At 40.0% G+C, this 24,750-nt stretch carries 20 protein-coding genes; 6 read left to right on the top strand and 14 right to left on the bottom strand.

The window, feature by feature from the left end; genetic code table 11:
• Window positions 1-3: 3 nt before the first annotated feature.
• The 5 genes from LH29_RS22240 to LH29_RS22220 all read right to left on the bottom strand — a co-directional run bounded on the left by LH29_RS22240 (window position 4) and on the right by LH29_RS22220 (window position 7,133).
• Entirely contained in the window at window positions 4-2,535 is a 2,532-nt protein-coding gene (locus LH29_RS22240; RefSeq protein WP_045033537.1) for a DUF3857 domain-containing protein, read from the bottom strand.
• 112 nt (window positions 2,536-2,647) lie between these two features.
• Entirely contained in the window at window positions 2,648-3,118 is a 471-nt protein-coding gene (locus LH29_RS22235; RefSeq protein WP_045033536.1) for a regulatory protein RecX, read from the bottom strand.
• A 137-nt stretch (window positions 3,119-3,255) separates the two neighbouring features.
• A complete protein-coding gene (locus LH29_RS22230; protein ID WP_045033535.1) occupies window positions 3,256-3,978 on the bottom strand; it encodes an ABC transporter ATP-binding protein in 723 nt (240 codons plus the stop codon).
• Between the two features lie 175 nt (window positions 3,979-4,153).
• Entirely contained in the window at window positions 4,154-5,620 is a 1,467-nt protein-coding gene (locus LH29_RS22225) for a DUF5687 family protein (protein WP_045033534.1), read from the bottom strand.
• A gap of 73 nt (window positions 5,621-5,693) precedes the next feature.
• Window positions 5,694-7,133 (bottom strand): lamin tail domain-containing protein, encoded by a 1,440-nt coding sequence (locus LH29_RS22220; RefSeq protein ID WP_198152552.1) that lies wholly within the window; start codon window positions 7,131-7,133, stop codon window positions 5,694-5,696.
• Window positions 7,134-7,217: 84 nt separating this feature from the next.
• On the opposite strand from LH29_RS22220, the gene LH29_RS22215 reads away from it, so the two are divergent.
• Window positions 7,218-8,225, top strand: coding sequence for an aspartate-semialdehyde dehydrogenase (locus LH29_RS22215; protein WP_045033532.1), 1,008 nt, complete (start codon window positions 7,218-7,220; stop codon window positions 8,223-8,225).
• A 142-nt stretch (window positions 8,226-8,367) separates the two neighbouring features.
• On the opposite strand, the gene serS is transcribed toward LH29_RS22215, so the two are convergent.
• Window positions 8,368-9,642 carry a serine--tRNA ligase gene (serS, locus tag LH29_RS22210; RefSeq protein WP_045033531.1) on the bottom strand — a complete coding sequence of 425 codons (1,275 nt, stop codon included), beginning with the start codon at window positions 9,640-9,642 and terminating at the stop codon, window positions 8,368-8,370.
• A 182-nt stretch (window positions 9,643-9,824) separates the two neighbouring features.
• On the opposite strand from serS, the gene LH29_RS22205 reads away from it, so the two are divergent.
• Window positions 9,825-10,877, top strand: coding sequence for an alpha/beta hydrolase (locus LH29_RS22205; protein WP_052671176.1), 1,053 nt, complete (start codon window positions 9,825-9,827; stop codon window positions 10,875-10,877).
• Window positions 10,878-10,972: 95 nt separating this feature from the next.
• Here LH29_RS22205 and rpmA read toward each other — a convergent pair whose 3' ends face one another.
• The 8 genes from rpmA to LH29_RS22165 all read right to left on the bottom strand — a co-directional run bounded on the left by rpmA (window position 10,973) and on the right by LH29_RS22165 (window position 17,044).
• Window positions 10,973-11,542 carry a 50S ribosomal protein L27 gene (gene rpmA, locus LH29_RS25215; protein ID WP_198152551.1) on the bottom strand — a complete coding sequence of 190 codons (570 nt, stop codon included), beginning with the start codon at window positions 11,540-11,542 and terminating at the stop codon, window positions 10,973-10,975.
• Between the two features lie 19 nt (window positions 11,543-11,561).
• Entirely contained in the window at window positions 11,562-11,873 is a 312-nt protein-coding gene (gene rplU / locus LH29_RS22195) for a 50S ribosomal protein L21 (RefSeq protein ID WP_045033588.1), read from the bottom strand.
• Window positions 11,874-12,011: 138 nt separating this feature from the next.
• The gene (locus LH29_RS22190) at window positions 12,012-12,197 is read right to left on the bottom strand and encodes a hypothetical protein (protein WP_045033530.1); all 186 of its coding nucleotides are present in this window, start codon (window positions 12,195-12,197) and stop codon (window positions 12,012-12,014) included.
• Between the two features lie 11 nt (window positions 12,198-12,208).
• Window positions 12,209-14,230, bottom strand: coding sequence for a transglutaminase-like domain-containing protein (locus LH29_RS22185; protein ID WP_157493799.1), 2,022 nt, complete (start codon window positions 14,228-14,230; stop codon window positions 12,209-12,211).
• A 51-nt stretch (window positions 14,231-14,281) separates the two neighbouring features.
• Complete coding sequence (locus tag LH29_RS22180) at window positions 14,282-15,022, bottom strand: hypothetical protein (RefSeq protein ID WP_045033528.1); 741 nt, start codon at window positions 15,020-15,022, stop codon at window positions 14,282-14,284.
• A 5-nt stretch (window positions 15,023-15,027) separates the two neighbouring features.
• Window positions 15,028-15,525: an RNA polymerase sigma factor gene (locus LH29_RS22175; protein WP_045033587.1), complete on the bottom strand. Its 498-nt coding sequence runs from the start codon at window positions 15,523-15,525 to the stop codon at window positions 15,028-15,030.
• Between the two features lie 96 nt (window positions 15,526-15,621).
• Window positions 15,622-16,221 (bottom strand): helix-turn-helix transcriptional regulator, encoded by a 600-nt coding sequence (locus LH29_RS22170; RefSeq protein ID WP_045033527.1) that lies wholly within the window; start codon window positions 16,219-16,221, stop codon window positions 15,622-15,624.
• Window position 16,222: 1 nt separating this feature from the next.
• The gene (locus LH29_RS22165) at window positions 16,223-17,044 is read right to left on the bottom strand and encodes a hypothetical protein (protein WP_045033526.1); all 822 of its coding nucleotides are present in this window, start codon (window positions 17,042-17,044) and stop codon (window positions 16,223-16,225) included.
• 202 nt (window positions 17,045-17,246) lie between these two features.
• On the opposite strand from LH29_RS22165, the gene LH29_RS22160 reads away from it, so the two are divergent.
• From LH29_RS22160 to LH29_RS22145, 4 genes are all read left to right on the top strand, one after another.
• Complete coding sequence (locus LH29_RS22160; RefSeq protein WP_045033525.1) at window positions 17,247-17,837, top strand: bifunctional nuclease family protein; 591 nt, start codon at window positions 17,247-17,249, stop codon at window positions 17,835-17,837.
• Window positions 17,838-17,950: 113 nt separating this feature from the next.
• Complete coding sequence (locus LH29_RS22155) at window positions 17,951-19,402, top strand: NupC/NupG family nucleoside CNT transporter (protein ID WP_045033524.1); 1,452 nt, start codon at window positions 17,951-17,953, stop codon at window positions 19,400-19,402.
• Between the two features lie 508 nt (window positions 19,403-19,910).
• Window positions 19,911-23,039, top strand: coding sequence for a SusC/RagA family TonB-linked outer membrane protein (locus LH29_RS22150; RefSeq protein WP_045033523.1), 3,129 nt, complete (start codon window positions 19,911-19,913; stop codon window positions 23,037-23,039).
• Window positions 23,040-23,068: 29 nt separating this feature from the next.
• The gene (locus tag LH29_RS22145) at window positions 23,069-24,715 is read left to right on the top strand and encodes a RagB/SusD family nutrient uptake outer membrane protein (protein WP_045033522.1); all 1,647 of its coding nucleotides are present in this window, start codon (window positions 23,069-23,071) and stop codon (window positions 24,713-24,715) included.
• The last annotated feature ends 35 nt before the right edge of the window (window positions 24,716-24,750 follow it).

Raw genomic sequence — 24,750 nt, 5'->3', positions numbered from 1 at the left:
GCTTTAAATGGTTTGATTTTGTACAGTACTTAGTTCCCGTGTTTTGTTTTTGCTTGTTTTAGTAAAGGTTTCTTTAACGCGTTCTGAAATTTGAAAATACGGAACCCATATTACCGCTCCTACAAAAGCTCTTAAAATCAGTTTAAAGCTTTCTTCGGGATCGGATTGTGCATATAAATCCGGAAGTAAAAATTTTAGTGCAAGAAAATCTCCTACGGCACCAACCAAAATTATAATGTAGAAAATAGAAATCAAATGAGGGAGACTGGTTCTTTTCTTAAAAAAAAGAACCATAAGAAAAATTGAAAACGTAAGTTGAAATACGTTATAGATTAATTCTCCTCCAAGAACAAATAAAAATGTCGAAGGAAGCTCTGTTTCTGCATTATACACGCCGACCCAGATGTTGTGGTTAAAGAAATCTTGTGAGAAAATCTGAAAAAGAAGCAGAAAAGGAGTAAGACATAACCCGATTAAAGGTAAAACCATCCATCCCCCAATTGCTTTGTTGGTATCAGGTTCCTGAGGAGCTGGATTATAACGATTGTAAAGAAATACAGACAAAGAAGTGGTTAAACCGACTGAAAGTAACACCAGCAATACAGAAATCCAGCTCACTTTAAATTTGGCGCGATCAGGATCGTAGGTAAGGTAATAATGAAGTTCGTTTTTTATTTCTTCAATATGGTTTAAAAAGGTTTCAATTGAATCGCCCGGAACAGTAGACTGAAGCAACGCATAATCGTGTGTTACTGTAATCTTTGATCCCTTGCAATTAGTCGTATTCGAGTATTTCATATACTTACCATCAACCGAAATTTCCATGTTATCTCCGTTCCATGTTTCTGGCATATTAATTTCAGTGGTTTGTTCATACGTGAACGGGTCTCCCAGGTAATAAGGGATTTTGCGGTTGGTGGCTTTTGTATATTCGATGTAGGGTTCGAGTACAATCGGGTAAATGTCGCAATAAATGGTATTGCCCGAAGTTCCATCTTCCCATATCTTGTTTATCGTATAGCTTTCGCGCACAACAACTGTATTTTTGATGCTGTCGTCTTCAATAATGTCGACTATGTTGGCAGTCTCAATTCTGGGATACAGGTAACGATAGAATTCAGTGTAGTCCTGTTTTATCGACTCTCTGGAGCTTGAATTAAAGTAACTTCTGGTTGCATCGGCTTTAGAACCCGTATAGGTTGTTGTTACCCAAAAGGTGGCGTTACCGTTAATTGAATCTAAGGTTATTATTTCTTTTACTTTAACGCTCGGATTTGGGGTAGGGGCAATGGCTTTAAGTGTTGTTTCGTTTGATTTAATCAAGAGCCCATAACCATAGTCAGGCACCGATAAATTATCCAGATCTCCTTCCTGATCAGAGATAGTTGGATCGACAAAATAGGTTTTACCCTCGTAGTTGAAATTTACAATGCAGTGGTTAAATGCATTTACTGAAGGGAGTTCGCTAAATATGGAATCCTTTAAATAAGAATTTATCAGGCACGGATAAGCTTCTACGCCGATATTTCGAAGCAGCGAAACCAAGAGCAGCGATTTATCCTTACAATCTCCAAATCTTTGGTTAAAAACCTTTTCAGGACTGTGTGGCCTGAATGCATTGATTCCGTCTTCGAATCCAAGGTACCGGATTTTATTTTGAACAAACCGGATGTACGAAGTAATCGTAGCTTTTGTGTCTTTCTTTTGCGGAATCGAACGCGCTATTTCTTTTACTGATTCCTTAGGGTAGGTATATAAGGGTAGTGCCCAGTTTACTACTTCTTCCCAGTTTCGTATGGTTGTGAACGATACTTTTTTGTGAATGTCGATCCATGGCGGAGAATTATTCTCATACAGTTTAAAATCCAGCGCATTCACATTCCATACGTATTCGCGAATACCCGAATATTCTTTAATTTCAGGGTTACTTGCATCGCTATACAATTTAAAATCGAAATGATCATGTTTATCTGTTAGCAACCGTGTATAAATGTGATTAACAGGAATAGCATATTGGTGGTAAACAGTACCGGAAACTTTTCCATCGTAAATCGGGTTGAATCCTTTTGTTGTGTAGGAATATTCAATTATGTCGTTTTCTCTTACATCCGTAAGGTTTACGTAAGCAGTTAAGGAACCGTCATACAACGATCTGTCGAGACTGGTTTCTCTTTGAATGATTTGAAAGTTGTTAAGATTTAGCTTATCGATAACCTCTCCGTTTCGGATGATTTGCAATGAATGGAAATATATTTTTTGATAAGAGGGATCGAATACAACTGATACATCAGAGTTAGATTGAATTCCATTTGAATTAAGCAGTTTTATTGCAATATGTTTATAGGAAGCCTCCTCCGGAAAATTGTCCTGATAGTCGAGCAGAAGGTATTGAAATCCGCCATTTTCAGAATTTACATCTTTGTCTTCAAACGAAATAGAATTAACCCAATTGGGCGTGGGTGATTTTTTAATTTGGTTTTGTGAAAAAACAAAATGGAACGACAATAGAAACAGAATAAAAAGGCTGGTGCGCATGTTAGTCGGATTTATGCAAAGCATTATTTAGAGAAAAATGAATTAAACGGGAGTAATATTAGTTATTCGCAAGGGAAAAATAATGTGAAAATATATGTTTAATAATATACTTTTATTCCAAAACTTCATTCAGATAACGATGAATTAATTCAGGTTCAAAACCACGTCCTTGCGTGTAACGAATGATCTGCCCCATTTTGGTGAATTTGTCTTTCTTCTTAATGGTTTTGGCTTTGTCTTTCATGGTTTTTACCAGCACTTTTATGTATTTTTCTTCATCAATTTTTTCAAGGCCTTTTTCAATGGTGGCATCCGAAAGCCCTTTTTGGCGCAGGTAAAAGCGCATTTTTACACGGCCCCATTTGTTGAATTTGAATTTGTCGTTCACATAGGCTCTGGCAAATCGTTCGTCGTCGATGTACTTTTCAGCGATCAGTTTTTCGATGATCTCGTCTACAATTTCATCTACAATTTCGTAAGTCAGTATTTTTTTACGGATATCTGCAGAGCATTGCTCCGAACGGCTGCAGAGTTGTGCCATTTTAGAATAGGCCTGTTCAATTTGCTGATCGTGATTTTCCATTCGTTCAAAACCATTTTTAAAGGAAAATAAAAATAGTGAAAAATCTAACTTAATCCTATTCTCCTATTGTACAGCATATAATATATGGTGAGTGGGGGTATTTTCTGGTGTTGTGTCATTTTTGAAATGACACAACACTAGTCGGCCAGCGATTCTTCTTTGCGCACTCCGGTAAAGAATTCTTCCAAATCGGCCAGTGTCGATTCTGTTTTCTCCACATCGCGAACTACTTCGCCCTTATCCAGAATAACTATGCGCGAACAAACATCGGCCACATGGTCGAGGTCGTGACTCGAGATCAAAAGTGTTTTCTCCTTTTGTTTCGAAAATTCCTTAATGATATTCCGGAGTTGGTACTGCGACGACGGGTCGAGGTTCGCAAATGGTTCGTCTAAAATTATTACCTCCGGGTTTCCGAGCAGGGCACCAACTACGCCAACTTTCTTCTGGTTTCCTTTCGACAGGTCGCGGATAAATTTCTTTTTACCCAAAATTTCATCCTTAAAAAAGTCGGTGTAATCTTCCAGAAAATTGGAAACGTCTTTAGCATTCAATCCACGTAATTCGCCAATAAATTCGAAATACTCGTCGGGAGTGAGGTAGCCGATTGTAAAACTTTCGTCGATGTAGGCAGCTACCAGTTCTTTCCATTCTTCGGTTTTCGAAACCTGAATTCCGTTTATTATTACCTCGCCTTTATTGGCTCTTATCAGGTCGAGCACCAAGGAAAAGAAAGTTGTTTTTCCGGCACCGTTATTACCAACCAGGCCAAACACTTCGCCTTTGGCAATGTTTAATTCTTCGAGATTCAGAACAGTAGTTCCGTTGTATATTTTTTGTAAGTTTTTTACTTGTATCATGATTTAAAAAGTTTGAAGCTGGAAGAACGAAGTTTGAAGATTCGCGCTTCCGGCATATGGTTAATTTTTTATTTTTTTCTAACTCTGATTGTTTTCTCGCTGATTACGCAAATAATCGCAGATTTTATTTATCATGGTTTTTGCGAAATCAGCGCTATCTGCGAGCCATTCTTTTTTAGGTTGATTTGTAGTTGTAAATCATTTTATGTTTACGTTTAAGGTACTGCCTGGTAAAATAGTCGATTAAGCGCGGGTGAAGGATGATTCCGATCAATCCCAGCGAACCAAAAACGACATATGCGGTGATGCTTCCGAATGCCCACGAAAGCAATCCGTAGAGTGCCACCGGTCCAAAAATTACTGGAAAACTCATCAACCATTGAGTAGCGCCAACACCCTGGTAGTTAAACGCTGCCCGCTGGTTTAATTCGATTGCTTTTTTACTGTTGAGGCCCAGTGCAAAAATAACCCACGAGTTTACACCCACATTGTAAAGCATTACCACTAAATGAATATACAGCACCTTTGGAGTAATGTACATGTAGCCCAGCGAAAGCAGGTAATATACAACGTTAGTTACTGCCATCAGGAAAAAGGCCGATTGGATAACTTGTTTCATTCGTACGTTTTGCGCCATAAGCAAAGGATAGTATTTGCCGTGCCATGCCGGGAAAAACTGTCCGTACATCATGCTGAAAACACCAGTCATAAACATGCCGCCAAGAACGAGGATGAATTCCGGCACTTCTTCTGCTCCATCGGTTTTATAGATAAGAAGACCGTAAAAAAGGAACAGCACCGACATCATGGCTGTATTTTTCGGGCGTTTATTACGCATAATCATTTTCACCTCCAGCGACAGCATTTTTCCATAGTCGCCAATATTATTCAACCACGAGAAATCGTGCGTAGCTCCCTGTTTTTTCTTTTTGCTGAGTTCGTCGAGATAAAAACGACTGTTGATATACGATTGATTTAAAAAGTACAAAGCAACAATTGCAAGAGGGAAGATCAATGCAGCGTATGGGATGGCCACAATAAAGTCGAAAAGTTTTCCAAAACCTCCGGTCAGGTCAACGATATTAAAATAGTCGATAGCCGTTAAGCCGGCGGCTAATCCCAGGAAACTGTAGAATAGGATATCCGATTCGTTGGTTCGCCACTTAATGTACAAGGCCAGAAAGTGGTTTACAAAAATCATTAGAAACAGTGCTGCCAGCCATGCCCAAAAAACGGGAGGCGCCAGTGTTGGTGCTGCAATGCGGATAACAAACGGCAGCCCGAGTATTAAAGGCAAAACGTTAAAAAAATGAAGCAACGATTTGTTAAGCATGTAACGCGCAATTCGTTTGCGTTTTACCGGTAAAAGTAAAAAAGGCTGAAATCCAAAAGTGGGCAGGTTTTGAATCATGATTCGCAACACGAGCTCGTACCCGAAGTAAATCAGTAGCATGGCATTAAATGCCTGCACCGGGTTTTCAAGATCTTTTAAATTTTCGGTAAGCTGGAAGCCCATAAAAAAAGCAACCAGCGAAAAGTAAATGGCAAAAAAGATGAGCACACCTTTGGTGGCCATGTTTTTGTTTTTCGATGCCGAACGTAGAAATTCACGCCAGGCAAAGTAGAAGAAGTTTCGTTTCATTTTAATAATGAGGTTATTGTTTTTTGTTTTTCTTATTTGTTGGTCAGCCGGAACTTGAAAAAGTTACAAATTATTATTCAAATCGGTCAGTTAAAACCACCCCGTCTTTAAAACGTTCAATGGTTCCATCGGTATTAAAAACTTCAACCATAACAATATATGGGCCGATTGGTAAGCGGTTTCCTGCTTCATCTTCTCCGTTCCACGATATTTGTTCGTGTGTCCCCAAAGCAGCGTTATCTGCAAGTTTGCACAGGCGGCGCCCGGCGGAATCGAATACCAGAATATTGCAAATATATCCGGGGCTGTCCATCGAAAGGTCGATTGAGTAATTGTCGTTATAACCGTCGTTGTTTGGCGAAAAGGCATCCGGCTGAAAAGTTACCGTTATCTTTTGTGCTTCCTCATTCATAAATTGAGAGTTCTGATAGCCGGGTGTTCCGTAGCCCGATTGTGTGGATGCTGAATGCCAGTTCTGCACTTCGTTTGTTGGTGCCGAAAAGGAAATGCGTTCGAGAGCAATACCCTCGCGGTCGTAAAAAATTGGCAAATGCATTTTTTCGTAGTAGTAAAATTCATCGATGATTTCCATTTCGTTATTCAGCAAAACCACGTAATCATCATCGTTATTAAACGACGGGAATTTTTCCATTTGCAGAAAACATTCGGGACAAGAAATACTAAACCAAGGGAAAACACCAAGCGTATCTTTTGTTAGCGCAAGATATTCGTTGGGAAGCAATTTCTGCTTTTCGCTCGTTAGTGCATAAACTTGCGTAAGCTCCAAATCGTTGTCGCGCGAGGCGAGGTAAAGTTTATTCAGCGGAATTTCTTTTTCCGAGTTGTTGTAAATCTCCACATAATCCTCACCATCGGGAACCGGGTTAAAAAGTACCTCATTCAAAACAATATCGCCGGGCTCGATGATAACCGGATTCTTTTCTTCGCCCGAAACAATCACTTCATCCAAAATCACTTTATTCGATGCGTAATGATTATTCATATAAACCACGATTTGCAAATCATTTCCAACAAGCCCGGTTTGACTGACAACGGCCTGCCCCCAGTTTCCCCGATTATCGCCGTTGCTTTCAAAAGATTTTGCTTCACCTTGATCGAGAATGTAAAATGCTCTTAAGTATTTCTGTTCTTCGTTGGTACTGCTGCCTGTTTCGTTTGCATTTAATTGGATAGAAATATTCTTATAAGCTGAAATATCGATAATTTCCGAGCGCCAAATTACTTCTCCATTGATGTCGCAGCACTCAAAACGCCCACCGGATGTAGTAACTGTTTTAGCATAATCGTCTTCGTTTTCGAGGGTGATCTGGCTAAAATCGAGTGTCCATTTTGTGATGTCGGTGAAGTCCGAATTGATCCCTGTTCCATCGCTATTTCCCCAAACACCTTTGTTGGGAACAGAAAAACTTTCGTGCCAGATTTCCTGTGCATTTATCGGGTTGAAAAACAGGATGAAAGAGTATGTTAATAATTTTAGAAGATTGGGTTTCATAGCATTTACAATTAGAAGCAAAATACTAACTTTGGCGCACATTTAGACAGAAAAAGACTTTAAATTTTTAAAAATTAAAAAAACATGAAGGTTGCAATTGTTGGAGTGAGCGGCGCTGTTGGACAGGAGTTCCTGAAAGTGCTTGCTGAAAGAGATTTCCCTATGGATGAGTTGGTAATTTTTGGATCGGCAAGAAGTGCCGGCAAAACATACGAATTTAAGGGTAAACAGCTTACAGTGAAAGAGCTCAAACATGGCGACGATTTTAAAGATATTGATATTGCACTGACTTCGGCAGGTGCCGGCGTTTCGAAAGAATATGCTGAAACAATTACCAAACACGGTGCAATTATGATCGACAATTCGAGCGCATTTCGTTACGATGACGATGTGCCGTTGGTAGTTCCTGAAGTGAATCCTGAAGATTCAAAAGTTCGTCCGCGCAATATTATTGCGAACCCGAACTGTTCAACTATTCAGATGGTTGTGGCGCTGAAACCTATCGAAAATATGTCGAAGATCAAACGTGTTCGTGTGGCAACATATCAGGCTGCAAGTGGTGCCGGTGCACAGGGAATTGCTGAATTGGAACAGCAAAACAAAGAAGTAGTGGAAGGAAAACCGGTTACTGTAAATAAATTTGCACATCAGCTGGCTATGAATATTATCCCGCACATCGATGTTTTCTTGGATAATGATTACACCAAGGAAGAGATGAAAATGAACTGGGAGACTAAAAAAATTATGCATACCGACGCTGAGGTAAGTGCAACTTGTGTGCGTATTCCGGTAGCTCGTGCACACTCTGAAGCGATTTGGGTAGAAACAGAAGGACCACTTTCTGCAGGGGCTGTAGCAAAAGCTTTCGAGGAATTTGAAGGTTTAACAGTAATCGATAATCCGGCGAAAAACGAGTATCCGATGCCGTTGTTCGTTTCGGGTAAAGACGATGTGTATGTTGGCCGTATTCGCCAGGATGTTACTGATCCGAACAGCATTACTTTCTGGTGTGTTGGCGATCAGATAAAAAAAGGGGCAGCGCTTAATGCCGTTCAGATTGCTGAGTGGCTGGTAGCCAACGGAGAAGTTTAATAAGTTAAGTGATAAAAGCAGAGTACGCTGGTACTCAACATAAAAAAGCCCGGAAGATTTTTTCTTCCGGGCTTTTTATTTCTTGGAGAATTCATCGGATGACTATAAGTTGTAACGAATAGTCATCTGATGAATAGAGTTTTTAGCTGATCATATCAAAACCGGTAAACGGAACCAGAACCTCAGGAATTTTAATGCCTTCAGGTGTTTGGTAGTTTTCGAGCAAAGCCGCAACAATACGTGGCAATGCCAGTGCACTTCCGTTAAGCGTGTGTGCAATTTGTGGTTTTTTTACGCCTTCTTCGCGGAAACGTAATTTCAGACGGTTGGACTGGAACGATTCGAAGTTGGAAACCGAACTTACTTCCAGCCATTTTTCCTGAGCTGCCGAGAATACTTCAAAATCGAAAGTTAAGGCCGATGCAAAACTAATATCGCCACCACACAACCGAAGGATACGGTAAGGCAAACCCAATTTAGCCACCAAACCTTCAACGTGTGCTACCATTTCGTCCAGAATTCCGTATGATTTGTCGGGGTGTGCAATTTGTACGATTTCTACTTTATCGAACTGGTGCAGACGGTTCAAACCACGAACATCTTTACCGTACGAACCGGCTTCGCGACGGAAACAGGCACTGTAGGCAGTGTTTTTATAGGGCAGGTCTTTGGCATCTAAAATTACATCGCGGTAAATATTGGTTACCGGAACTTCTGCTGTAGGAATCAGGTACAGGTTGTCTTCAGTAATGTGGTACATCTGGCCCTCTTTGTCGGGCAGCTGACCGGTTCCAAAACCCGATGCTTCGTTAACTGCCAGTGGCGGCTGAATTTCTTCGTAACCCGCTTTTGATGCTTCGGCTAAAAAGAAATTGATAAGTGCGCGTTGCAGTTGAGCTCCTTTTCCGCGGTAAACCGGGAATCCTGCGCCGGTAAGTTTTACACCCAACTCAAAATCAATCAGGTTGTATTTGGCTGCCAGCTCCCAGTGAGGCAGTGCTTTCTCGTCCATTGCCGGAATCTCGCCAACTTGTTTTATCACCTCGTTGTCATCTTCTCCTTTTCCAACAGGAACCGATTCGTGAGGTAAGTTAGGCAATAAAACCTGCAATTCGTAAACCTTCTCTTCGATGGCTGCAAAATCAGCATCAAAGTTTTTAATGTTTTCTTTTAGCTCGGCAGTGCGTTCTTTTGCGGCGTTGGCTTCTTCGTGTTTGCCTTCGCGGAAAAGCATTCCAATTTCTTTCGAAATTTTATTCATTTCTGCTTTTGCCGAATCGGCTTCGCCCTGCAGCTTATTTTTTTTGGTATTAAGATCTATAATATTTGAAACAATTTCCGAAGCATCGAAATTTTTGCGTTTTAGTTTTTCTACTACTAACTCCGGATTGTCTTGAATAAATTTTAAGTTGAGCATGTCTTTTCCATTTATTAGGCTGCAAATTTAATAAATGAATTGGCACTTTATGATTAAACCTATTTCTAATTTCCTATCTAATAGCAATAGTTTAAAACCCTGATTGTGAAATAAAGAAATCGCCGCTTTTTTTTAGAGGTGTTTACTTAATCAGCTATTTTTATAAAACAAATAAAAAAATTATGAGAAGACTATCTTTTTTCCTGTTAACAGTACTTGCATTAACAGGCTCTGTAAACGTTCTTTTTGCTCAGCAAGAAAAACAAGAACGAAAAGCTATCCCCGGAATGGGAGGTTTGTTAATGCCACAAGAAATAAAACCTTGTGATAACAGTACCAGTATTGTGCTCGAAGATATTTCCGGTGCTCCCAAAATGCTTAGGGAGGTTCCAGAAAATCTGGTACTTACTGAAAGTGTGATTTTTCACGAAACCAAAAGTTCTGATGGCGATCCAATGTCGATGAAAATGGATATTGTGAGGCCGGCTAATGATAAAGATTATCCGTGCGTTATATTTCTAACCGGTGGTGGTTTTATGTTTGCCCCCAAAAACAGTAGTTTGTACAACCGCTGTGAAATTGCCAAAGCCGGATATGTTGTTGCAAGTATTGAGTATCATGTTGCAAGCAACGGATTGTACAGCGATGCAGTAAAAGATGCCAAAGCGGCCATTCGGTTTATGCGTGCCAATGCGCAAAAATATGGTATCAATCCGGATAAAGTGGCTGTTTGGGGAGAATCGGCAGGAGGTTATTTAACCGGAATGACCGGAACTACAAATGGCGAAAAAGATTTTGAAGTGGGAGAGAACCTTGATCAAAGCAGCGATGTACAGGCGGCTATTGTGGTATTCGGATTAAGCGACCTGACAAAAATTGGTGCCGACTATGATAAAGCAGCCGAAGAAGCACACTATACAAAAGAAGCACCTGAAGCCATGTTTGTACATGGTAAAAACAGTGGGTTAACTATTTTGGATAAACCGGAGGTAGTTGCCAAATCAAATCCGGTAAATTATGTGGACAAAAATGATCCTCCGTTTCTTTTGATTCATGGAACTGTTGATGCATTGGTTTCTCCAAGTCAAAGCGTATTGCTGCACAATGCACTTCGCAAAGCAGGTGTAGAATCAACCCGGTATGCGATAGTTGGAGCAAATCATGGCGGTGGTCATTTTTCCGATCCGAAAGTGATCCAGATAATGGTTGATTTTCTGGATAAAGCCCTAAAGTAGAAAAGCGAAAATTCCCATAAAAAAACTCCTGTCGGTACCGACAGGAGTTTCTTATTTCCTTTGAGGGAGGTTAAACCCTCTGGTTTATCAATATCTTAAGCTAAACCTTTAGCTTCTTCAATCCATGGTTGTGGATCTTTTGAAGCGTAGCGGCTTCCTGCAGCTTCAAGAACTTTCTGAATTGCTTCAACAGATGCTGCAGCAACTTCAGCGTAAGTTGTAAAACCACCTTCAACTAATACTTCAGCTAATTTTGGTCCTACACCAGTTAATTTTGTAAGATCGTCACCTTCGGCTGCTGCTTTTGCTTCAGCTTTAGGAGCTTCTTCTTTTACTTCTTCAACAACCGGAGCAGCTTCTTTTTTAGGAGCAGCTTTTGCAGGAGCTTCAGCAACTGCAACATCAGCATCAACAATAGGAGCTACTGATACATATGAGCGGTTATTTCTTTTCTTTCTGAATACAACAGTTCCGTCGATCAATGCAAATAAAGTATGGTCTTTACCAATACCTACATTGTCGCCAGGAAAATGTTGAGTACCACGCTGGCGAACTAATATATTACCAGCTTTTGCAAACTGACCTCCGTAAATTTTTACTCCAAGTCGTTTACTTTCCGATTCGCGTCCGTTTTTCGAACTACCTACACCTTTTTTGTGAGCCATGGTAAATTTCTTTTATTCGTTATCCAACTATGGTTTCTACTTGAATTTGAGTAAATTGCTGACGGTGACCATTCATTTTCTGATAACTCTTACGACGTTTCTTTTTGAAAACGATCACTTTTTCGCCTTTTACATGTTCCAGCACTTTGGCTGTAATTTTAGCACCTTTTACGGTTGGTGTTCCAACGGCTATTTTACCGTCGTTGTCAACCAGCAATACTTTGTCGAAATCAACCGATGCACCTTCTTCTGCATCCAGGTGATGTACGAAAAGTTTCTTGTCTTTTTCTACTTTGAATTGCTGTCCAGCAATTTCAACAATCGCGTACATAATTTCACTTTTAATGTTTACACCGTCAGGCGGATATCGCATCGGATTTCACTTATTCGAGCCTGATCGATTCAAAATTCGGACTGCAAAAGTAGTTATTTTTAGATAATTAGCAAATAAATGCCAATAAATTGATAGCTAATTTACAAGCTTTTCAATTATTAGCAGAAAATCGACTTTGGCCGTGGCTCCCATTGGCCTGAAGATTGGCTTAATATTGGGTACAATCGATACCACTTCGCCGCGTAAATTATTTAAAAATTGCTCCAGCAGTTGCTGATCTTCGTTCATGTTAACTTTTAGTTTGTGCACTTTGTATTTCATGGCTGTTGTTTTTAAAGTTCAATCTGTTTCTTCAAATAAAAATTTACATACAGAAGCATTCTTACAACTTCATTAGCATCGTTTCTCTCAAACTCAACTTCATTATTCCCGGTTTCGTCTTTCCATAAACCGGTTGCGGTATGTTCTGGTAATCTTACCGTTTCGTTTGCCAAAGGATTCATTAGAGAAAGCACTCCGTCTTCATAAATCACTTTAAAATCGGCTTGTGCCTGTGCAAACCAGTAATTTCCAATAAGTGGCCACATTTCTTCCGGCATTTCGGAAGGGATGCTGTTTTGCTCAAACTTTTTACCCAAAGGAATTACCTGTTGCAATTTCATGGTTGCGATGTTTCCGTAGATGTCGGTTCCGAAAGAAAAATTCAACTGCCTGGTAACTATAGGATAAAACACCCCATTCTCGTCGGGTGGATTAAGCGCCAATACTTGTGAGTTGGGAATATCAACAGCTAGGTAACCATCCTGATAGAGAATCTTAAACATGCTGTTTCGTTCTTCAAACAAGTAATTACCCAGGTATTTTTTGTATTCATCGGGCACTGAATTATCAGCCGTTTCGTTTTCCATTTGATAATCCAGGATTTTCATCGCTTTCGGATTGAAGGTCGTTTTTTCACCCAATCGGATATGTCCGGCATCCACAAAATCGAATTCATGTGCAGTAGCATCAACAGCTACCCAGCCGGCATCGCCCATGTAAACTTCGGTCCAGGCGTGTTGGTAAAAGCAACCACCTGCATACGAAATGTACATGCAGCCAATTGAAAGTCGTGCCGGGATACCAACAGCCCGGCAAAATGCTGCCAGTAATCGCGAGTGGGAGCCGCATTCGCCTTCTCGTGTATTGTAGGTGTTAATTGCGGAAGTTCCTCCGGGAATGGCCCCTATAATATTTTCTCCAACCCATGTGCTGAGTTTTACTGTAGCTTCCCAGGCATCTTTTGAATCTTGAGTAATTCGTTTTGCTTCTTTGATCAAAACCGGATGATCAGACTCCATCAATCTTTCCGGTTCAAGGTATTTTCCGAGTTTTTCATCTGAAAATTGGGGTGGAAAAGGTGGCGCATTTTCGCCGGTGTAATGTTGCCGATCAACTTCAAATACACCTTCAATTAAATTATTGCTTACAGTTCCTTCGAATTTCTGCCCTGCAAAATTAAGGCTCTCAGCGGTAATTATTTCACCCTCTGATTGTATGGTCGCTTCAATTCTCATTGAAGAAATGGCGTGAACATTCGCAATAACTTTACCAACTCGGGCAAAAAGCAAATTGTCGACATCCACAACTTGTATGCTCTTTTTCAAGGATTCGTCGGCCAGGTAAATTAGACGGTTTGAAGTGCTTATTTTTAAAGCGTGACTGTTTTCGTTATTCAGCCAGAGTTTTGTACTAGTGCCGGCTTGGTGATTGAATTCCGCTAATACTGTTGTATTATAAGTGGCTCCTTTCAGTTCGAGTTGTTCTTCTCCAATCCGAGTGTAAGTTTTTATTATAATCTCTCCATTCTGAACATCGAAAACTTTGTATTCTTTCTCTTTTGCTTCTCCCTGGATAAAGTCGGTCATCAAATGCGGATAAGAAAGAGTATTCTCCAGAATAACATCATCGGGCAACTGAATTGCCCGAGGTTCGCCACCTTCTACGGAAGTAAAATACGCAACTCTGTTATTAAAACTGGCACATGAGTACACTTCTGCGTTGGTTTTAAAACGCTGTTCAACCAAAACCGGAAGTTCGGTTTCGGGAGAAATTAAGGCAGACTCAGTAATAGTTAACTCCACATCACCACCCAGGGCACGTTGTTTTACCAGTGCCTCTGTATTCACACTCAGTAACTTTTGGCCATCTTTTTCAATGGTAGTTATGGTCGACTCGGAATAGCCGCAAAGTACACCGCTGATTTCAACAGCGTAAGTCATTTTTCTCGGCAGGTCGTTTAAGGTCTGCCCGGCTGCTGCTACCCATAAAAAAGTAGACAGCAATAGCCAACTTATGGTTTTTATTGTTTTCATGGCAGTAAATTTTTGGTTGATGAACAGTACGTTCACTGTTCCTTGTTCGGTTTATTTGATGATAAAACCAATGTTTTTAAATACAATAACAAGCAGTAGAATTCCGATAACAAGAACCAATGCCAACAGTATTTTATTGGACCGGTCGCGTTTTCGTTGTAGTTCAATGTTTTCAGAAACCAGTTCCAGGTTTTTGTCATTTAGATCATTCAAACAGATTTCGAGGTGTTTAATGTGGTATTTTACCTGTCCCTGGTTAACAAAGAAGTTAAAAGCAATACCTATAAGGATAAAAGTTAGAAATACCACAAAATCTACACCGTCGAGCGGTCGCACATAACCGTAGGCAGTATAAAAATAAACCAACGATCCGGCGATAAAGCCGAAGAGGTAAGTGCCCGATACGGAAAGTAGAGTAGTAAAGAACTTTGTTTTTAGGTAAGTGAGCATGTAAGCCAGCTTGTCGCGAGTGTTTTGTCCGTTGTCAGCCGCCTCGGAAAAGCGGTTCAACATTTTGTATTGCATGAAAATTAAAGGAAGAAGTAACACAATTCCTGCAATAGTAACCGACATTACGTTGGTGGTGCCAAAATAGAGAACAAAGTCAATGGCCAGCACACAAAGTGAGATAGCTTTTAAAACAAGATCGAAAATGATCATGGTCTTAATTTTTTGAGTAGTATCGTTAGAGCGCCCGGAAATAAACTGTTCGATAGACGAGCTTTTATAATCAGAAGCTTCCATCAGGGTTTCTGCTTTGTTCCACATATCTTTTAATTTTTTATCGTTCATGGCTTTTACTCTTGTGTGAAAATCATTTCCTCCAATTTTCGCTTAATCCGAACCAGTTTTACGCTTACGTTCGTTTTCGAGATTCCCAGTATCGAAGCTATTTCGTCGTAACTTTTTTCGTCGAGCCAAAGCAGAATCAGCGCTTTGTCGATCCGGTTCAATTTTGAGATAGCCCGGTACAGCAGTTGAATTTGTTCCTTCTCGTCAGAAGATTCTGTTTCCATACGATCGTTGTCGAGCAGCTGTTCAAAATGAATATCCCTGTTCTTTTTTCGCACGTTGCTAATTGCTGTATTCAGTGCTACTCTGTACATCCAGGTACTGAATTTTGCTTCCTCCCTGAAATTTGGATACGATCTCCATAGCTGCAGGCAGATTTCCTGAAAAAGGTCTTCACGGTCGGCCGGCCCATTGGTATAAACCATTGTTACTCTATGAATGATCGCCTGGTGTTTTTCGATCATTTCACTGAACTCCTTTTTCTTCGATCTCAGCACTTTCATCTTTTTTTCTTTCACCTTGTTGGTCGCAGCGAAACAAGAAAAACTACATTCCTTTGAGAAAAAGTTTAGAACGCCGGGAAATTTTCAACTTATTTCTCAGCCAATAACTTCAATAACTTTGTATTGAATGAGATCTTCAACCAAGTCTTTGATTTCGGGCATGTGCTCCGGTTCAACTCCGGCTTTTACCCGAATCTCTTCAAGAGACAGATGTTCACCATCAGGGAATGGCAAATTATAGAGGAACTTCCCCTGTGCAGTAGTAAGATTGATTTTCTTTTCAGACCGTTCGCGCCCTTTCCCAACCCAAATAGCAAGGTTGCTAAAATACTGTCCGCTGCGAGCCATAGAGAATCGTACACCGGCATTTCTTTTTTCACGTATTTTCGATTGCTCCAAACTGGTATCGCCGGAATTTCCCAATTCTTCCAGCAGGTTGATTTCGAAGGCGATTTTTTGTTTTTCGAGGGTATAACGAAAATACGGACGTTTACGTTCTGTAACTTCTTTTTTCGAAAGTATTCCCAAGTCGGCCATGGCTTCCAGAAAATCCTGAACAGTTTGTATGTGCATGCTTAGTCGCGATGCAGCTTCCGACGCTGAAATGTCGCGGTAATTGTTCAAAAGCCTGAAAATATCTTTCGAATAGTTTTTCGATATGTATGTGCCAAATCTGGCAGCGTCTTCAAAGTTCATGTTATGAAAATATTCCAAGTTTAACCGAATTCAACCGGTCTAAAATCCGCACTTTATCTCCCCGCATGTAAAAATCGGCAAAGGAGATAAACAACTTTCCCATCGATTCGCAAAGGTGATCGAATGCCAGATCTTCTTTGTAATTGAGGTAATCTTTTCGCGAAATATGTACCGATACCTGTCCGTCGAAATTGAAAGCGATCCAGGTTTTTTCCAGGTAATTAAAATTGGGATTATACAAAGCACCCCATTCCTGCCCATACTTTATCGGAACAATCAATACCCTGTTTTCTTCCTCGTAGGTCATTCCAATCATTATGCGTCTCAGGTGGTTTGTGAAATCGATAATGTCGTATTTCGAGTAATCAACCACTCCTGCGGGGCGTGGCCGCTCTGTGTACGATTCCGGTCCTTCTTCCACATCCCATGCCGCCAGTTCCAGTACTTCTCGTCCGCGGTAATTAAATCGTTTGGTTACCATTCCGTAGATCAACCAAAACAACAAGAGGTAAAAAAACACCAGAACAACTTTGAATTCATCCGGGAGTTGGGGGACCGGCTCATGCAGACTTTCAGGAACTTTCATCAATACCATTACCCCGCCCAGCGATAGCAGGTAGAAAGTGCTCACCAGCATGTAATAATTGCCTGTTTTATAAAACGACCAGAATCCGAATGCCAGCGAATAGAATAGAATCAGGATCCCCAGTGTTGTAAAAGCTACTCTGAGATCGAAAAAAATGAAACATAAGAAGAAGAGTACAAGTGAGATGATGGCCGGAATCAATCCTTGTATGCCTCTGTCTGCTTTTAACTTTCTCATGGTTCGAATACTTTAGTTAATAAATACTACAAAAATAATGAACTATACAAAGTTAATACCTTTTGTCCCTGTTTGTCAATATCTACTACGATGTTGTTCAGCATAGATTAGTGTTTGAGTAAATCCTTTTTAATAATTACCGACATAACCAAAATGATTGTTATATTTGTTTTCGTCGAAAAGATACAGGGCAAACGTTAGCATGCAAAAAATACGCTTAAACATTTTAGGATTATCGGTAAGTCAAACCCAATCGGGGGCTTATGCGTTGGTGTTGGCAGAAGAAGATGGAGAACGCAGAATTCCTATAATTATCGGACCGGTTGAAGCACAGGCAATTGCCATTCAGTTGGAAGGGTTAAAACCTCCGCGGCCACTTACTCACGATTTAATAAAAAATATTGCTCTGGCATTTGATATCGCTTTGCTGGAGGTAACCATATATAAGCTGGAAGAAGGCATTTTTTATTCCGAGCTTTTGTGTGAGATGAACGGCAAAGAGATTCGTATTGATTCGCGCACATCGGATGCCGTTGCTTTGGCACTACGTTTCAGATGCCCGATTTATACCTCGGAAGAAATTTTACAGAAAGCCGGAATTGTATTGGAATCGGATGATGAAGACTCTCCGGTGCGCAGTATGATGGATGAAGAAGAGCCCGAAACGACCGGTTCTTCGTATTCGCAATATTCAACAAGTGATTTGCAGGAATTGCTAAACGAGGCCATCGAAGACGAAGATTATGAAAAGGCATCGATTATTCGCGATGAATTGAATAAACGAGAGAAGTAAACCGATTATAGGAAGTTCAAAATCACCCCTGTCGCCCCTTGGGCTCCTGTCCCCTTGAGGGGACAATCGCTGCGAAGCAGGGATAGGGGTGAAAAAAGAAGAAATATATTCATATGAAACGCATGATAATGTTGCTGGTAGTAATTACCGGCATTTTCTTTATACAACCGTTGGCGGCACATGCCGGCGAAACAATGCTTGCGGCAGCCGACGCAGCAGCACAACAAACCGATACTTCAAATATTCTTTTGGCAAAAGAACGACAAACGCCTTTTTCAATTATGACCCTTTTTCGGGGATTGTTAGGAATGGTAGTGTTGGTTTTTGTGGGGTATATATTTAGTTCCGATCGCCGTAATATACCCTGGCGAACCGTTGGAATTGGTTTGGCCATGCAAATTTTGCTGGCGCTTGGTGTTTTGTATGTACCCGTTGTACAAACGGGCTTTGAGTTTTTCGGAAAGATATTCGTTAAGGTGCTCGACTTTACCAAAGAGGGAAGTATCTTTCTTTTGGGCGACCTGATGGATGCCGATACTTATGGTTATATTTTTCTTTTCCAGGTGTTGCCAACAATTATCTTTTTTTCGGCCTTAACTAGTTTGTTATTCTACTGGGGCATTATTCAAAAAATTGTGTACGGGCTGGCTTGGGTGTTTACCAGAGTTCTTCGAATTTCAGGAGCAGAAGCTCTTTCTGTTGCCGGTAATATTTTCCTTGGACAAACCGAATCGCCACTGATGATTAAAGCTTACCTCGATAAAATGAGTAAATCAGAGATTCTGCTGGTAATGACCGGTGGAATGGCAACGCTTGCAGGAGGTGTTTTAGCGGCATACATTGCTTTGCTTGGTGGCGATGATCCGCAACTTCGTCTTGAATTTGCCAAACACCTGCTTACTGCATCGGTTATGGCAGCTCCGGCAGCTATAGTTTTTTCAAAAATGCTTGTTCCGCCAACCGACGCAATTAATAAAACGATTGACGTAAGCCGCGATAAAATTGGAAGCAACGTGCTGGATGCCATTACAAACGGAACAACAGAAGGCGTAAAACTGGCTGTAAACGTGGCTGCAATGCTTTTGGCTTTTATTGCTTTTATTGCCATGTTCAATTTTATATTTACCAAAGTGGGTGCCATCACGCATTTGAACGATGTTATTGCCAATATTACCGATGGAAAATACGATGAGCTGTCGCTGCAGTTTATATTAGGCTACACCTTTTCGCCCATTATGTGGCTGATTGGTGTGTGTCCCGAGGATATTGCTGTTGTAGGTCGTTTACTGGGCGAGAAGCTGATTCTGACCGAATTTATCGGTTATGTTTCGCTAGCCGACCTAAAAGCCGCCGGTGCGTTTGCCGAAACCAAGTCGATTATTATGGCGACTTATATATTGTGTGGTTTTGCCAACTTCTCATCAATCGGAATTCAGATTGGCGGAATCGGTGCACTGGCACCAAAACGTCGGGTACTGCTTTCGCAATACGGAATGCGTGCACTGTTGGCGGGCACACTGGCCTCGTTGATGAGTGCTACTATTATTGGGATGATTTTAGGTTGACATTAGATTATTAGTTCGGCAATTAGAAAAAGTATCAAATGCTTGCAAACAAAAAGAATGTTATTGTATTATGCAAAAAAGAGTAAGATTTGTAACGTTTTTCTTCATTCTCTGTATATTATTACTGGTTGCATTTTGTTGAACAACAGTGTATTCGTATTTTAAATTGAAAATATAAACAGTGGCTCACAGCATCACACGAGTTTTCGTGTAGTAAACAATTAGATCGAAACTCTTTTAATAATTAAATGTGAACTTTTTTAGGGGTAAAAGGTTACAGCATTGTCTAACAATTGTGAGCAAATAAAAGTGATAAAAAATACAATCGGGTATGATTGTAAATTGTGAATGTGGTTGAATCGAATGATTCAATTGCGGGTATCCCGAATATTCATGGGATTTAAAACTTAAAACAAAAACTATTTAGGCTGTACAACTAATTCTATTGTATATGTGCACATAATTGTGCAATACATAATTATTCATTAATCTATCAAATTTATTTTCAATGAAAAAACTGACGCTATTTCTTATTTGTACTCTTATAGTAGGTGTACAAATAGCAAGTGCACAGGTTAGGAGCGTTTCCGGAACCGTATTAAATTCTGAAGACAATTCTCCAATACCGGGTGTATCAGTAAGTGTTAAAGGAACCACCGTTGGTACAGTAACCAATATTGATGGTGTTTATTCCTTCGACATTCCAACAGATGCGCAAACAATTGTGTTTTCGTTTGTTGGTATGAAAACAGTTGAGATGCCGGCAACAGGTTCTGTAATTAATGTTAACCTTGAGTCGGATGTATTAGGACTTGATGAAGTGATTGTAACTGCTTATGGTACATCAACTAAGCAGGCATTTACTGGCTCTGCCGATGTAGTGGGGGCTGAAGAATTATCATCACGTAATGTTACTTCTCCGATTGCAGCAATTGAGGGTAGAGCAACAGGAGTACAATTTACTTCTGCATCAGGGCAACCAGGTTCTTCACCTAATCTAGTTATTCGCGGTGTAGGAACACTTAATGGAAGTTCTGATCCGTTGTATATTGTTGATGGTATACAGTATGAAGGTTCGTTAAATACAATTAACCAGGAAGATATCGAATCTTTTACGATCCTTAAAGATGCCGCTTCAACGTCATTATACGGGTCAAGGGCGGCTAATGGTGTTGTTTTGATAACAACTAAAAATGGTACTAAAGGAGCTATAAAAACTTCTGTATCTGCTCAGGTAGGTATTGTTAGCCGAAGTATTCCGAGCTACGATGAAGTTTCTCCGGGGCAGTATTATGAAATGATGTGGCAGGCTTTAAAAAATTCGAGTGCCGGTGGCGGAGATCCGACCTACGCTTCTGCAAATATCTACAATAATTTAGGGTATAACCCATTTAATGTGGCAAATGATCAAATTGTTGGCACTGATGGAATGTTAAATCCGAACGCGAGCGTAATTTATAAAAGCTTAGACTGGTATGATGAAATGGAACAAACCGGATTAAGAACAAATTACAATGTTAATGTAGCAGGTGGAGGCGACAGGCATAAAGTATTCTTTTCTGCTTCGTACCTGGATGAAGAAGGATATGTGGTTACAACTAATTTTAATCGTATTACTTCACGTTTAAATGCCGAATTCGATGCTGCAGACTGGTTGAAACTTGGAGGTAGTGCAAACATTGCTATTACTGAGTCTGCAGGACCAACTTCAGCCGGAACAACTAGTATTGTGAATCCTTTCGGATTTGCTAAAAACATTGGCTCAATTTATCCGGTGTATGTTAATGACCAGAATGGAAACTTAGTGTTGGATGCCGGAGGAGAGCCTGTTTTTGATAACGGTGAAGGTTATTCGGAATACAATATCGGTTCAAGACCAGTCAATCAAGGTCGTCATGCATTCCAGGAATTGCTGTTAAATGATGAAACAAAAAGAAATAATACCTATGGAGTAAGATTCTTTGCCGACTTTGCAATTATCGAAGGGCTTAATCTTAGATTGAATTATGGTAGAGATATAAATGAAGGTTTAGAAAAAGAATATGAAAACCATATTATTGGTGATGCTCAACCAACCGGAAGGTATGGTGAAGACAGATATCGGAGAGATGTTGAAAACTTCAATCAGATTTTAACCTTCAAAAAATACTTTAATGAGGTTCACAGTGTAGACATTACAGCAGGACACGAAAGCTTCCAACGAATTTATTCAGGTATTGATGGTTCGGCGATTAAACAAGTTGCTACAGGTATTTATGAATTTGACAATTTTGCAGAGCCCATTAGTTTAGGAGGAGCCACAACTGAAAAAACTATTGAAGGTTATTTCTTAAGGGCCAACTATAATTTCGATGGTAAATATTATATCAGTGCTTCAGTAAGAAGAGATGCTTCATCTGTTTTTGATGAAAAATCAAGATGGGGTAACTTCTATTCAGTAGGCGGTTCCTGGAGAATCGATCAGGAAAACTTCATGAAAAGTGTTAGCTGGGTTAATCATTTAAAACTCCGCGCCTCTTACGGCCAGGTTGGTAACGATGATCTGGGCGACTTCTTCTTATCTCAACCTAGATACGGATTGACATCAAACGCAGGTAATCCTGCCATTTATTGGTCAGAAATTGGTAATGCCGACTTGCAATGGGAAACGGTTGGAAGTTTCGACGTAGCCTTGGAATTTGGTTTATTCAATAATCTTATTGATGGTTCTGTTGAATATTACAAGAAAAATTCAACCGATCTGCTTTATGATTTACCAATTCCGTTAAGTAATGGTTTAAATACTGTGCCATCGAACATTGCCGATTTGTATAATTCAGGAATTGAAATAGGATTAACCGGACATATCATTGACAAAGGGGACTTTAAATGGGATATGACAGTTCAGGCATCGACGTTTAAAAATGAAATAACGAAAATTCCTGATCCTTTTATAGATGGATCAAAAAGATGGGCAGAAGGTAGATCAATCTATGATTTTTATATACTTCAAACTGCAGATGTAGACCCGGATACTGGAGATCAATTGTTCTGGATGTTTGAATTTGATGAAGATGGTAATAGTGTACCTGTTTTGGATGATAATGGAAATCAGGAAACCACAAATGATTGGGAAGAAACTGAAAGAGCCTACACAGGAGACAACTCCATACCTGATGTTTTAGGATCAGTATCGAATTATTTTAGTTATAAAGGATTCGACTTGAATGTTTTAATGACATATGGTATCGGAGGTAAATTTTTAGACTATGGATATGCTGCTATGATGCATAGTGGTACTTATGGTCGATCGCTTCATCCTGATATTCTGGATGCATGGAGAAATCCGGGCGATGTAACCAGTGTGCCCAGAATGGAAAATGGAAATGTTGATTTAGTACAGTCACAATCTTCCCGGTTTTTAACAGATGCGTCTTTCTGGACATTGAAAAATGTTAGCTTAGGCTATACTTTTGACGGTTCTGTTACGGATAAAATTGGTGTTGACAATTTAAGATTATCACTTACCGGAGAGAATTTATATCTAAAAAGCAAGCGAACAGGACTCGATCCTCAATACAACTTGTCAGGAACACCTGAGGGAGATGATTTTAACCCATCGAGAGTATTCTCGATTGGATTAAATGTTACATTTTAATCATAAAAAATAATTAAAACATAATAACTATGTTTAAAAAGATAATCTTGTTACTTGTAATAGTAGCTATTGCAACAACATCGTGTCACGAAGACTTTTTGGAAACAAAACCAACAGATGCTATTTCTTCCGGTGATGCACTAGCATCTGCTGAAAATATGGCACTTATTCTAAATGGCCTGCATCGTTTATTATATGCTCAACCACAAACTATGCTTTCCGGGGGAGATAGTTACAGGTCAGGAAATCATTATTGGGTTCCGTTAGGGGATAATTTAGCAGGAGGAATAATTCATAGTGCCAGGGCTAACAATTTGGGTTGGCAAGACGATGCACAATGGATTTCTCATAACCAGGAAACATCCAGAACAACCAAACAGTTGTGGTATCAACGCTATCATATCATTGCCAGTGCCAATGCAATTATTAATAAAGCCGCTGAAGGCACTATTCCTGAAGATGCAAAATTTAAAGAGATTATTGGGCAAGCTTATTCCTACAGAGCTTATGCTTACCTTTCATTGGTTCAGCACTATGCCAAAGGCTATCTGATTGGCAACCCTGAATCAGATCCAGGTGTACCTTTATTATTTGCTTCGGAAGCTCCTTTTACAAGTGCGCCCAGGTCTACAGTAAAAGAAATTTATGACCAGTGTATGTCAGATATTGATGCTGCCATAAGCTATTTTGATGGGGCAACTCCAAGGCCAACCGGTAATGCATTTGACAAATCTCAACTAAATATTGACGTTGCATATGGTTTAAAAGCTCGCATTGCATTAAACATGGGGGAATGGAGAACCGCGGCGGATGCAGCGGTGATGGCACGTCAGAATTATCCGATTATGGATAAAGATGATTATTATTCAGGATTTAATACAACCTTACTTCCTGAAGTTATTTGGGGAAGTAACGTGATTACTACTGAAACAACTTATTTCCGTTCGTATTTTTATTTAATGAGCAATACATTTAATGGAAGTCAGGTTCGAAATAATCCTAAAATTATGGATAAGCGGTTATACGCTCAAATTCCGGATACGGATTATAGAAAAGGATTGTTCTTAAAAGATGCTCCAAACTCGAATACTTCAGCTTCTAATGGAGAAGGAGGATGGGATAACAACACAAATCCGTTATACACAACAGAAGAAGAATTTGATGCTGAAATTGACAGGCTTGCCAGTGTTTACGGATGGACTTCCAGTCATAATACGCATCCGTATATGCACGTAAAAATGAGAAATAAAGCACCCGGTACCACAGATCCGGATGATATTATTTTAATGCGTTCTTCTGAAATGTATTTGATAGAAGCCGAAGCAGAAGCCATGTTAGGCAATATTGAAGCTGCACAAAATGCGTTAAAACCATTGGGCGAAGAACGCGATAGTGCTTATGATGTTACGATGTACGATACTAAAGAAAAATTGATGGAACATATTAAGTTCCAGAGAGCTTTAGAATTATGGGGAGAAGGATTTCTTTACACTGATAAGATACGTTGGGACGAAGGAATTGACCATGCAGCAGATGGTGGTTCCGGTGCTTCTGCCGGTTTGTACCAAAGCGGATTCCAGCAAGATAAACCATCAGTTAATGATGAGTGGATATTTAAAATTCCGCAAGAAGAAATTGATGCGAATCCAAATTTAGGTCCTGGCGATCAAAATTAATCTTTAGCAGATATTTTTCCACATAAAAAAGGTGG

This window comes from Draconibacterium sediminis, from assembly GCF_000949475.1.
Classification (GTDB): domain Bacteria; phylum Bacteroidota; class Bacteroidia; order Bacteroidales; family Prolixibacteraceae; genus Draconibacterium; species Draconibacterium sediminis.
Note: the sequence above shows the minus strand (reverse complement) of the source record. Positions and strands in the feature narration are given on the sequence as shown.

Bases quoted from the DNA above. Each gene is read 5' to 3' on its own strand.
- LH29_RS22175 (WP_045033587.1), bottom strand. From the start codon at position 15,525: ATGAAAGTGCTGAGATCGAAGAAAAAGGAGTTCAGTGAAATGATCGAA.
- rplU (WP_045033588.1), bottom strand. From the start codon at position 11,873: ATGTACGCGATTGTTGAAATTGCTGGACAGCAATTCAAAGTAGAAAAA.
- LH29_RS22235 (WP_045033536.1), bottom strand. From the start codon at position 3,118: ATGGAAAATCACGATCAGCAAATTGAACAGGCCTATTCTAAAATGGCA.
- LH29_RS22145 (WP_045033522.1), top strand. From the start codon at position 23,069: ATGTTTAAAAAGATAATCTTGTTACTTGTAATAGTAGCTATTGCAACA.
- LH29_RS22220 (WP_198152552.1), bottom strand. From the start codon at position 7,133: ATGAAACCCAATCTTCTAAAATTATTAACATACTCTTTCATCCTGTTT.
- LH29_RS22190 (WP_045033530.1), bottom strand. From the start codon at position 12,197: ATGAAATACAAAGTGCACAAACTAAAAGTTAACATGAACGAAGATCAG.
- LH29_RS22150 (WP_045033523.1), top strand. From the start codon at position 19,911: ATGAAAAAACTGACGCTATTTCTTATTTGTACTCTTATAGTAGGTGTA.
- LH29_RS22225 (WP_045033534.1), bottom strand. From the start codon at position 5,620: ATGAAACGAAACTTCTTCTACTTTGCCTGGCGTGAATTTCTACGTTCG.
- serS (WP_045033531.1), bottom strand. From the start codon at position 9,642: ATGCTCAACTTAAAATTTATTCAAGACAATCCGGAGTTAGTAGTAGAA.
- LH29_RS22160 (WP_045033525.1), top strand. From the start codon at position 17,247: ATGCAAAAAATACGCTTAAACATTTTAGGATTATCGGTAAGTCAAACC.
- LH29_RS22205 (WP_052671176.1), top strand. From the start codon at position 9,825: ATGAGAAGACTATCTTTTTTCCTGTTAACAGTACTTGCATTAACAGGC.
- LH29_RS22165 (WP_045033526.1), bottom strand. From the start codon at position 17,044: ATGAGAAAGTTAAAAGCAGACAGAGGCATACAAGGATTGATTCCGGCC.
- rpmA (WP_198152551.1), bottom strand. From the start codon at position 11,542: ATGGCTCACAAAAAAGGTGTAGGTAGTTCGAAAAACGGACGCGAATCG.
- LH29_RS22185 (WP_157493799.1), bottom strand. From the start codon at position 14,230: ATGAAAACAATAAAAACCATAAGTTGGCTATTGCTGTCTACTTTTTTA.
- LH29_RS22170 (WP_045033527.1), bottom strand. From the start codon at position 16,221: ATGAACTTTGAAGACGCTGCCAGATTTGGCACATACATATCGAAAAAC.
- LH29_RS22155 (WP_045033524.1), top strand. From the start codon at position 17,951: ATGAAACGCATGATAATGTTGCTGGTAGTAATTACCGGCATTTTCTTT.
- LH29_RS22215 (WP_045033532.1), top strand. From the start codon at position 7,218: ATGAAGGTTGCAATTGTTGGAGTGAGCGGCGCTGTTGGACAGGAGTTC.
- LH29_RS22230 (WP_045033535.1), bottom strand. From the start codon at position 3,978: ATGATACAAGTAAAAAACTTACAAAAAATATACAACGGAACTACTGTT.
- LH29_RS22240 (WP_045033537.1), bottom strand. From the start codon at position 2,535: ATGCGCACCAGCCTTTTTATTCTGTTTCTATTGTCGTTCCATTTTGTT.
- LH29_RS22180 (WP_045033528.1), bottom strand. From the start codon at position 15,022: ATGAACGATAAAAAATTAAAAGATATGTGGAACAAAGCAGAAACCCTG.